Origin of the sequence: Tahibacter caeni, from assembly GCF_024609805.1 — a bacterium.
Classification (GTDB): domain Bacteria; phylum Pseudomonadota; class Gammaproteobacteria; order Xanthomonadales; family Rhodanobacteraceae; genus Tahibacter; species Tahibacter caeni.
In genome coordinates this window covers 1-9,260 of sequence record NZ_JANFVR010000193.1, presented here as the reverse complement: position 1 = coordinate 9,260, position 9,260 = coordinate 1, and the positions used below count along the sequence as shown (strand labels likewise).

Here is a 9,260-nt window from a genome sequence, read left to right as displayed (position 1 = left end):
CTCGCCACCGCCGCGCTGTTCGCCTCGACGATCGCCGGCATCGCGAACGGCGGCGCGAAGATCGGCGCGGCGGCGCTCGGCGGCGCGGGAGCGGCCGCCGCGACCGCGGCTGCCGGCATGGACTCGCCCGACACCCGTCAGGCCTATCTGCTGGATACGCTGTTCCGCCCCGGTACGACGGCGCCGGCGAACCTCTCCGCAGATGACACGTCCGTCACGACCGCGCGCGAGAACAGTCCTGCCCGCGGCAACGCGGAAGCCGCGCGCATCTTCGCCAACGCGATCCGTGTCGGCTCGCTGAGCGCCGAGGACACGCGTTATCTCGGCCAAGTCATCGCCAACCGGACCGGCCTGACCGCCGAGGAAGGCGAAGCCCGCGCCCGCGCCGCCTACGCCGATTGGGAGAAGGCCGTCGCCACGGCCAAGGAAACCGCCGACGAAGCCCGCAAAGCCGCCGCGTACGCCGCCCTGTGGCTGTTCATATCGCTACTGGCCGGCGCGTTCTTCGCCAGCTTCTTCGCCACCTGGGGCGGCAAGCGCCGCGATCTCGTGGACTGAGTCCGCGCCGACTACCCCACCCTCCATCACGGGAGAATCCTCATGCGATCCATTCTGTTGCTTCTGCTGGGCGTGCCGCTGCCGATCGTCATCCTGATCGCGCTGTTCGTGCGCTGACGTGGATCGGCGGGGGGCACGCGTTGCCCCCGCTGCACTCGGGACGCGGTTGTCAGGACACTCGGCGGGCGACGTCGATCATTGCCGCGAGCGCCGATCGCGCAACAACCGCAGCAGCCGAAATCACGGCGGCAACAACCAAGGCGACGCGGACTGCACGGAGACACCGCAGGAGGCGTACCGACCCGACGGCGGTTTCTGCGGCATCTCAGATCGCAGCGGAGTTCCGCCACACCCAACGTCGACGACGGCCAGTCGTGGGTCCGACTCCGCCCGAAGAGCGGCTGGCCGTTCGTTCCCACCTTGCGCGATCCTGGCCCTGCAACGAGCCTGAAACTTACTCGATCGGAGCGGCCGTCGGCACTTCGAACCCGTTTTTGAAGACTGGCACTTCGGGCAACCCATCTCCGCTCATCGAAAAGCCGAAGCTTCCGGAGCCGAGGATGGATACCGACATCGAATGATCTCCGACATGAGTCGGCCGGAACCGATAGATCACTGTACATGACGATGAGGCACCGAAGTAAAACGGTGTCTCGCTCGGGCAATTACCGCCCGTGCGCAAGAAGGCGCCGACATCCGGACCGCTCGATGTCCATTGAGTGACGGTCATTCCCACCGATCGCGTGTTGCTCAGATAGATCGTTTGCTCGTCGCTGGTCGCACCTACCGCCACCGGAAAGAACCACGAGGAGGAAGGCTGGATGTCCAGGTACGCCACCTCGCCATCGCCCGCCAGTCCAAAGTCGACGCGTCCTCCCTCGGCCAGCGTGAGGTGGGCGTAGCCGTAGTACGACTGGACCAGGTAAGGGGTGAAGGTGTGCTCGATCGAGCAGCTTGCCTGCGGAGCGATCGTGAAGGGCGGTTCGCCGCAGGTGCCGCCGACGCGCGCATAGGCCTCGAGCGTAACCGCCGACACGGCCATCACCGTCACCGCCTGGCTGCCCGTGTTTATGAACGTTGTCGCCTTGGGCTCGCTGGTGGTGCCGACGGCTTGATCCCCGAAATCCACCTGGGCCGGCGAAGGGACGATAGCGGCCTGCGCATTGGCGATCGGACTCAGCAACAGTGCACCCAGGAACAGACGGACAGCGCAATTCATGCAGGGATTTCCTCGGACATGAGTAGCCGCGGCCTGCGGCTGCGAAGCGACGAGAGTATCGGCGAACGAGGCGCGAAAACGCGGCACCAGCTATCACAGCGATTCACTACGGCCAGTCCGAATGACCCGGACGAACGGGCGCGCCAAATCCCCTGCCGTCGTCAGAGGACTTGCCCTCGCGCGAAAGGGCGATGCGAACGAAATTCGCGGCGACGCGGAAGCCAGCGGGACGCGGTGAGTAGCCATTCCCGCGTCTCGCAGAGCACGCTGAAGCCCTCGGGGCGCTGAAGGGTTCTTCCGAAGATTCCCGGGCCAGTCGCCGAACCGGCCAACCGGCCCGGGAAACTCCCGGCAGATTCAGCCCGGCTGACGCACCGTCGCTTCCATCAACCCCTTCACGTCCCGCGACAGAATCGCGATCGCCTCCATCACCCGCACATGCGACCGCCGGTCGTGGTCATCGACCTGCATGCTCAGCAGCGCGTCGCTGAGCGAGCTGACCGCCGCGAGCCGGACCATGGCTTCGTCGTGCAGCGCACGCTTCTGCTCCGGCGTGTCGACGGCATAGGCAAACAGAACGGCCGGCGCTTCGGCGCCGTCGCCGGCCAGTGGATAGAACGAGCCTGTGGGTTTCATGGTGTAGCGCTCCTCGGCGAAGTCGTCGGGCGACGGCGGAGGTGTACCGAATAGCTGCTGTGCAGCGGACGTGTGAGTGTCATGTCGAACTCCTTCCTGTTTGGAGAAGTCCGCCACTTCGCCGCAATCGAAAAGGTGGCGGACGGTGCGCAGGTTGGCGGACCGGCAAACAGGCAACCGGCGAGCCTTTCGGCTCCCAACGCACCGCCGCCATAAATCGGCATTCACGCCGCACGTGGCATCGGACATGAAAAAGCGCCGATACGTCAGTACGGCGCTGGTGCGCCTGATTGATCGGGCCGCCAAGCCCGGTTGCCGATTGGCGGCAACGCACGCAGTTTCATCAGCGCTTCCCAGCGCGTCAAGTACAAACTGCAGCAAAATTACAGCGCACTAGCGGTGCGCAAGCATAGCGGGAGATTGTTGCAATCGACAACAACAATGGCCACGAAGTTTGGCGAAAACTCTTGGTAGTCGATGGACCACAGACCACTCTGCTCCGCGGTCACGGCAGAAATGAACGACATCGATTGCGGTTTCGGGCCACTGCCTGACGACGGAGGAACGGCCGACAGGCCTGTCTATTACTAGAGGGAGTTAGAGGGAGCGCGGCACTAAGTATTCGCCGACGCGGTATGCATCAGCGGTTCACGCGCTCCCACTGCCCGGTTGCGATCGTCACCTGAGCTAAATCGACAAGTTCGACGTCCACGCACTGCTCAGCGCAGCGAGCCGAAAGAAGCTCGACGTATTCGTCGAGGCGTTCTCGATCGACAATCGAGGCGAAAAAGCGCGGAGACTGAAAAAAGTCGGTTTCGTTGTCGTTCTGAGGAATTCCGTCGCGGTCCGCGCCTTCGTTCGGCCCTTCCAAGTTCCCGAAGTTGTATTGCCATAATGGAGGCTGATACCACTCACGTCGCACTTGTTCGAACGCGCAGCGTGCGCGGTTGTAGAACGGCTCCTTCTCAAGTGTGCCGCGATAGCCATCCGAAACGCGGAAATATGCGTAGTGTCGAGCCGGACCTTCCTGCCATTCTGGATTGCTCATCTACTATTCTCCGACTGATAAGTGACATGCCACACGACTCGACTCGCCTGCCAAAATAGCGCCGATCGCGGCCGAGAGTTGCGCATCCGCGTACATCCTCTCACTCTCGACGCAGGGTCCGGTGTTCTCGTCTGCCATGGTATATGCTGCGCGTCGAATTGCCGCATGGGGGCGGTATGTCTAAGCCTGTCAGAGCAACCCGCAAGAAGGTCGATCCCGCTAGTGTCGACGCAACGCTGATCGCGCTGGTCGTGCTCGTGGCAGTTGGGACGCTGCTGTTTTTCGTTGCGACTTTCTGGCGGTCCCCTTGGGGTCCACCGGAGGCATGGGGTCAGTTCGGCGACTACCTTGGGGGCGTGATCAATCCGGTAGTCGGAATCGTCACGGCGTTGCTTGTTGCGCGCACCCTGAGCGCCACGAGAAAGGAAGCGAGAAGTACACGCCGACAGCTAAGGCAACAAATCGAACTCGCACGCAATGAAGTCGCGATAGCGGATGCTCAGCGGCTACTTGAGGGGGTACTGAACACCTACTACGAGGTCATGAAACACCGCGAATACGATGGCGCCATGGACACGCGCACCAACGGTGTAGCAGGCCGCAACAGTCAGAAGTTCAGCCACATATTTAGTTCGGCCAACCTGAGGAAAGAAGTCAGCGATTTCGTTGCTGCAACTGGCCCGTTTCCGGCGCTCTTCAGTGATAACTGGAGGGCCGGCGCCGCCGAGATCATCGGACTGCTCAAGGAAATAAGCCAGGCTTGCAGTGATTACGAAAAGCTCGTAGGTCGCAAGCAATACACAGACTACTTTCGACGTCGCGTGTGGCCGGCTACTGATCTACTTCATGCAGTGGGAGCGATCGACGAAGTGCTACACGCGTCGCTGACCCCAGCAGAGATGAATATGCCGCCCGCCCCGTGAGTATCAAAGCATACCGGATAGAGCTGGCGCCCTAATGCTGTTATCAACGCTGTTGAAGCAATCGAAAGCAGAGGCCAGCACGGCCTTAAGACATCGATTTAAATGGCGGCCCCGATACGATTCGAACGTACGACCTTCCCCTTAGGAGGGGGACGCTCTATCCAGCTGAGCTACGGGGCCGGAGGGTGTGCTGGTGGTGCTGATGCCGCGCCGGCGCAGGGCGCGGGCGGGGTGCCTTTCGGCACGGCGCGATTCTGGCATGGATGACGCCGGGTCGGCGACAGGTCGGCTTGGCCGGCTGTGGCGATGCGGCGGTGTCCGCTGCGCCCATGCGGCCCGGCCGCAACGGGCCGCTGCCCCCATGCGGCCCGGTCGCAACGGCCTGGTGGGCTCATGCGCACGGTGCCAATTCCCCCCGGACCGCCGGAACCACCGCCCCTGGCCGGGTCCACCGCCGGCCGGGCCCGGACGCGGTTGCTATAATCGCCGACCTCTTGCGCGCTCTGCGCCGCGTCCGCGGCGCGGCTGCCGCGCCCGCCTTCCCAGTATCCGGAGTTCCCATGTCGCAGCAGATCCTCAAGGCCCTGAACCTGGCCGAGATGAATTCGGGCACCTACCTCGGCAACGGCGAGTGGTCGTCGACCAGCGACGCCGGCGTGCTCGAATCGATCAACCCGAGCAACAACGAAGTCATCGCCCGCGTGCACGCGAGCTCGGAAGCCGACTACGAAACCATCCTCACGCGCGCCCAGGCCGCGTTCAAGATCTGGCGCACGACGCCGGCGCCCAAGCGCGGCGAAGCCATCCGCCTCTGCGGCGAGGCGCTGCGCGAGCACAAGGACGCGCTGGGTTCGCTGGTCGCGCTGGAGATGGGCAAGATCAAGCCCGAAGGCGACGGCGAAGTGCAGGAAATGATCGACATCGCCGACTTCGCCGTCGGCCAGTCGCGCATGCTCTACGGCTACACCATGCACTCGGAGCGCCCGGGCCACCGCATGTACGAGCAGTGGCATCCGCTGGGCATCGTCGGCGTGATCTCGGCGTTCAACTTCCCGGTCGCGGTCTGGGCCTGGAATTCGTTCCTGTCGGCGATCTGCGGCAACATCACGATCTGGAAGCCCTCGCCGAAGACCCCGTTGTCGGCGATCGCCTCGATGCAGATCTGCAACGCCGCGCTGAAGGCCGCCGGCTTCCCGGACATCTTCTTCCTGTTCAACGACGCGCGCACCGAGCTCGCGCAGAAGTTCGTCGACGACCACCGCATTCCGCTGATCAGCTTCACCGGCTCGACCCAGGTCGGCCGCCTGGTCGGCGAGCGCGTCGCCCAGCGCATGGGCCGCTCGCTGCTGGAGCTCGGCGGCAACAACGCGATCATCGTCGACGAAACCGCCGACCTGAAGCTCGCGATCCCGGGCATCGTGTTCGGCGCGGTCGGAACGGCCGGCCAGCGCTGCACGACGACGCGCCGCCTGTTCGTGCATGAATCGATCTTCGACAGCGTGCTGAACACCCTGGTCGGCGCCTACAAGCAGGTCGAAGGCAAGATCGGCGATCCGACCCTGTCCACGACCTTGATGGGTCCGCTGACGGACAAGGCCTCGGTGCAGCGCTACCTCGGCGCGATCGAGAAGGCCAAGGCCGCCGGCGGCAAAGTCGTCACCGGCGGCGCCGCGCTGACCGACCGTCCGGGCAACTTCGTGCTGCCGACGATCATCACGGGCCTGAAGAACAGCGACGAGGTCGTGCAGAGCGAAACCTTCGCGCCGATCCTCTACGTGATGCCGTTCAAGACCATCGACGAAGCGATCGGCTACCAGAACGGCGTGCCGCAGGGCCTGTCGTCGTCGATCTTCACGCAGAACGTGAAGACGGCCGAAGCGTTCCTGTCGGCGGCCGGATCGGACTGCGGCATCGCCAACGTCAACATCGGCACTTCGGGCGCGGAAATCGGCGGCGCCTTCGGCGGCGAGAAGGAAACCGGCGGCGGCCGCGAATCCGGCTCGGACGCGTGGAAGGCCTACATGCGCCGCCAGACCAACACGATCAACTACTCCGACGCGCTGCCGCTGGCCCAGGGCATCAAGTTCGAGTTTTAAGAAGGACCTCCGCGAACATCAGCAACACGGCTCTTACGCCCTGCTGCTCATCCCCACAACCCCGCCAAACGCCCGCTACGCGGACGTTTGGCCGCCCCCTTGACTCAAGGGGGCTCCAAAGGTGGGAGACGATCGCGGTTCTGAAAGCTTACGGACGTAAATCGAGCCCGGCCCGCAACCTCGCGAGCCGGGCTTTTTTTCACCCGCACACGGATCAGAAGCGGAACTGCGCCGAGGCGCCGAGCAGGTTGCCGCTGCTGTCGTAGCTGCCGTTCAGGCGGTTGCCCGTGGCCGTGCTCGTGCTGACTTCGGCGTCGTTGACGAAGATGTGGCCGTAGCCGAGGTCGAAGGCCATGGTGTCGCTCGGCGTGTAGCCCAGGCCGACCGTGACCCAGCGCCGCGTGCCGTCAGGCACGCGCGGCGTGCGCGTGGAGACGTGGGTCGGCGTGCCGTCGACGGCGAAGCCGCCGCGCAGCACCCAGGCCGGATTGAAGCGGTATTCCATGCCGACCGAGCCGAACCAGGTGTCCTGCCAGTCGAAGTTCTCGACCGTGCTGGGCTGGGCCGGATTGGCGTAGTCGACGACGAGCTGGTTGAACGTGGACCAGCGCGTATAGCCGACGTCGGCACCGAGGCTGAAGCGGTCGTTGAAGGAATGCCACCAGCTCGCCGTCGCATTCGCCGGCGTCGTGAAGCCGGCCTTGCCCGGCGTGTCGATGAACACCGCGTTGCCGAGCGCCGGGCTGATCGCGGTCACCGCGGCCGGCACCTGGAAACTGGCGTTGCCGGACAGCGTGTGCACGACCTGGGAATGGAAGTTGACGCCGATGCGGTCCTGATCGGTCGGCTTCCAGAGCAGGCCGAAGCCCCAGCCCCAGCCCCAATCGTCGCCGTCGACGCGGCCGAAGCCGTCCTGCGACTGCGGCAGTACCGGCGCGCCGCCGGCGGCGAGGATCGCGCCGAAATCGATGGCCTGGGTCAGCTCGGCCTTGGTGCGCTGGGCCACGACGCTGGCGCCGAAGGACAGGGTATCGCTGAAGCGGTACGACGCCGCTGCGGTCAGGTCCACCGACTGGAACATGGACTTGTAGGCGCTGTAGCGGCCGACCCAGCCACGGTCGTAGTCGGTTTCGAAGCCGAAGGGCGCGCTGACCGCGAAGCCGAGGCGCCAGGCATCGTTGAGCGGGGTGATGTAGTACAGCGCCGGGATCGGTTTGGTCACGCCGCCGTCGCCGCCGTCGCCGCCGCTGAGCGGCCGGCCCAGCGCGTCGCTGCCGCTGCCGGAGAATTCGGTGCTGAACTGCACGCCGGTCACGTCGGCCTGGAAGATCGCGCGGTCGACTTCGCTCATCGCGGCCGGGTTGTTGACGACGACGGCGGCGTCGTCGGGCGCCGCGGCCGAGCCGGCGAACGCGCGGCCCAGCGCCCTGGCGCTGTTTTCCTTGAGCTGGAACGCGCTCGCGGAAGCCTGCTGCAGCGGCGCCGCGGCGAGCGCGGCAATGGCGGCGAGGCTCAGCGCATGCAGGCGGGAATGACGGTAGAAGTACAGCTTTTTATTTGTCACGGGAAAGCTCCTTGATGGTCCCGACTCCCCCGCGGCGCGAATGCTAGTACGCGCGGCGCCGTCGCGTACGTGCCGCGGCGATCGCCGTTCATGCGGGATACACCCGGCTGCTGCGCAACGCAGAAACGCTCCGCCGCACGACCTGGCGAACCGTCGACAAGCCGCCGGACGAGACCGAGCCCGACAGGTGAGCATCGACGTCAGTCGCATGAGCTTGGGTTGCCGCTGTCCGCGAGAGACGCGGGCGCCGCGGTATCGGGAAACGCCAAGGCCGTTTCCCGACGACCCGCCAGGCGGACAGGTCCGTGATCCGGCGCTCCATCCATGGCACGATGCGCGCCCCGCGCCGCCGTTTCCTCCGCATGTACCAGCTCGCCCGCCCGTTCCTGTTCTGCCTCGACGCCGAGAAGGCGCACGAGCTCGGCCTGACATCGCTGGAGCTCGCGTACCGCACGGGCCTGAACCCGTTGCTCGCGACGCGGCCGGCGCCGCTGCCGACCGCGTTCTGCGGTCTGCAGCTGCCGAACCCGGTCGGCCTCGCGGCCGGGCTCGACAAGAATGCGGCGCACGTCGACGCGCTGGCCGCGCTGGGCTTCGGCTTCGTCGAGGTCGGCACGACCACGCCGCGGCCGCAGCCGGGCAATCCGAAGCCGCGCCTGTTCCGGCTGCCCGAGCACGAGGCCATCATCAACCGCCTGGGCTTCAACAACGCCGGCGTCGACGCGCTCGTGAGGAATGCCGAGGCCGCGCGCTACGGCGGCGTGCTCGGCATCAACATCGGCAAGAACAAGGACACGCCGAACGAGAACGCCGTCGACGACTACCTCTACTGCCTCGACCGCGTCTATGCGCGCGCGAGCTACGTCACGGTCAACATTTCCTCGCCGAACACGCAGGGCCTGCGCGACCTGCAGGAAGAGGAAACGCTCAAGCGCTTCATCGGCACCCTGCGCGAGCGCCAGGAAAAGCTCGCGGCGCAGCACGGCGCACGCAAGCCCATGCTGCTGAAGATCGCGCCGGATCTGTCCGAGACCGAGCTCGACGCGATCGCCGAGGTACTGCTCGCGACCGGCATCGACGGCCTGATCTGCACGAACACGACGATCGCGCGCGACGCGGTCGCCGGCCACCGCCACGCGAACGAGGCCGGCGGCCTGTCGGGGCGGCCGGTGTTCGCGCGCTCCACGGCCGTGCTCGCCGGCATGGCCCGGCGGCT

General features: G+C 65.6%; 8 protein-coding genes and 1 tRNA gene. 4 read left to right on the top strand and 5 right to left on the bottom strand.

Features of this window, described 5'->3' with window-relative positions; translation table 11 throughout:
• Window positions 1–117 precede the first annotated feature (117 nt).
• Entirely contained in the window at window positions 118–558 is a 441-nt protein-coding gene (locus tag NON22_RS15550; RefSeq protein WP_257387864.1) for a hypothetical protein, read from the top strand.
• Window positions 559–1,012: 454 nt separating this feature from the next.
• Here the strand turns inward: NON22_RS15550 and NON22_RS15545 are convergent, their stop codons facing one another.
• The 3 genes from NON22_RS15545 to NON22_RS15535 all read right to left on the bottom strand — a co-directional run bounded on the left by NON22_RS15545 (window position 1,013) and on the right by NON22_RS15535 (window position 3,461).
• Window positions 1,013–1,777, bottom strand: a complete 765-nt coding sequence (locus NON22_RS15545) for a choice-of-anchor D domain-containing protein (protein ID WP_257387863.1) — start codon at window positions 1,775–1,777, stop codon at window positions 1,013–1,015.
• A 357-nt stretch (window positions 1,778–2,134) separates the two neighbouring features.
• The gene (locus tag NON22_RS15540) at window positions 2,135–2,662 is read right to left on the bottom strand and encodes a hypothetical protein (protein ID WP_257387862.1); all 528 of its coding nucleotides are present in this window, start codon (window positions 2,660–2,662) and stop codon (window positions 2,135–2,137) included.
• Between the two features lie 391 nt (window positions 2,663–3,053).
• Window positions 3,054–3,461: a hypothetical protein gene (locus tag NON22_RS15535; protein WP_257387861.1), complete on the bottom strand. Its 408-nt coding sequence runs from the start codon at window positions 3,459–3,461 to the stop codon at window positions 3,054–3,056.
• A gap of 143 nt (window positions 3,462–3,604) precedes the next feature.
• Between NON22_RS15535 and NON22_RS15530 the strand changes: the two genes are divergently transcribed.
• Complete coding sequence (locus NON22_RS15530; RefSeq protein WP_257387860.1) at window positions 3,605–4,384, top strand: Z-ring associated ZapG family protein; 780 nt, start codon at window positions 3,605–3,607, stop codon at window positions 4,382–4,384.
• Between the two features lie 103 nt (window positions 4,385–4,487).
• On the opposite strand, the gene NON22_RS15525 is transcribed toward NON22_RS15530, so the two are convergent.
• A tRNA-Arg gene (locus NON22_RS15525) sits at window positions 4,488–4,564 on the bottom strand.
• Between the two features lie 380 nt (window positions 4,565–4,944).
• Here NON22_RS15525 and amaB point away from each other — a divergent pair.
• A complete protein-coding gene (gene amaB / locus NON22_RS15520; RefSeq protein ID WP_257387859.1) occupies window positions 4,945–6,480 on the top strand; it encodes an L-piperidine-6-carboxylate dehydrogenase in 1,536 nt (511 codons plus the stop codon).
• Between the two features lie 214 nt (window positions 6,481–6,694).
• Here amaB and NON22_RS15515 read toward each other — a convergent pair whose 3' ends face one another.
• Window positions 6,695–8,044, bottom strand: a complete 1,350-nt coding sequence (locus NON22_RS15515; RefSeq protein ID WP_257387858.1) for an OmpP1/FadL family transporter — start codon at window positions 8,042–8,044, stop codon at window positions 6,695–6,697.
• A 362-nt stretch (window positions 8,045–8,406) separates the two neighbouring features.
• On the opposite strand from NON22_RS15515, the gene pyrD reads away from it, so the two are divergent.
• A partial coding sequence (gene pyrD / locus NON22_RS15510; protein ID WP_257387857.1) for a dihydroorotate dehydrogenase (quinone) occupies window positions 8,407–9,260 on the top strand: 854 nt, incomplete at its 3' end.

Bases quoted from the DNA above. Each gene is read 5' to 3' on its own strand.
- NON22_RS15550 (WP_257387864.1), top strand. From the start codon at position 118: ATGGACTCGCCCGACACCCGTCAGGCCTATCTGCTGGATACGCTGTTC.
- NON22_RS15545 (WP_257387863.1), bottom strand. From the start codon at position 1,777: ATGAATTGCGCTGTCCGTCTGTTCCTGGGTGCACTGTTGCTGAGTCCG.
- NON22_RS15540 (WP_257387862.1), bottom strand. From the start codon at position 2,662: ATGTCCGATGCCACGTGCGGCGTGAATGCCGATTTATGGCGGCGGTGC.
- NON22_RS15535 (WP_257387861.1), bottom strand. From the start codon at position 3,461: ATGAGCAATCCAGAATGGCAGGAAGGTCCGGCTCGACACTACGCATAT.
- NON22_RS15530 (WP_257387860.1), top strand. From the start codon at position 3,605: ATGCTGCGCGTCGAATTGCCGCATGGGGGCGGTATGTCTAAGCCTGTC.
- amaB (WP_257387859.1), top strand. From the start codon at position 4,945: ATGTCGCAGCAGATCCTCAAGGCCCTGAACCTGGCCGAGATGAATTCG.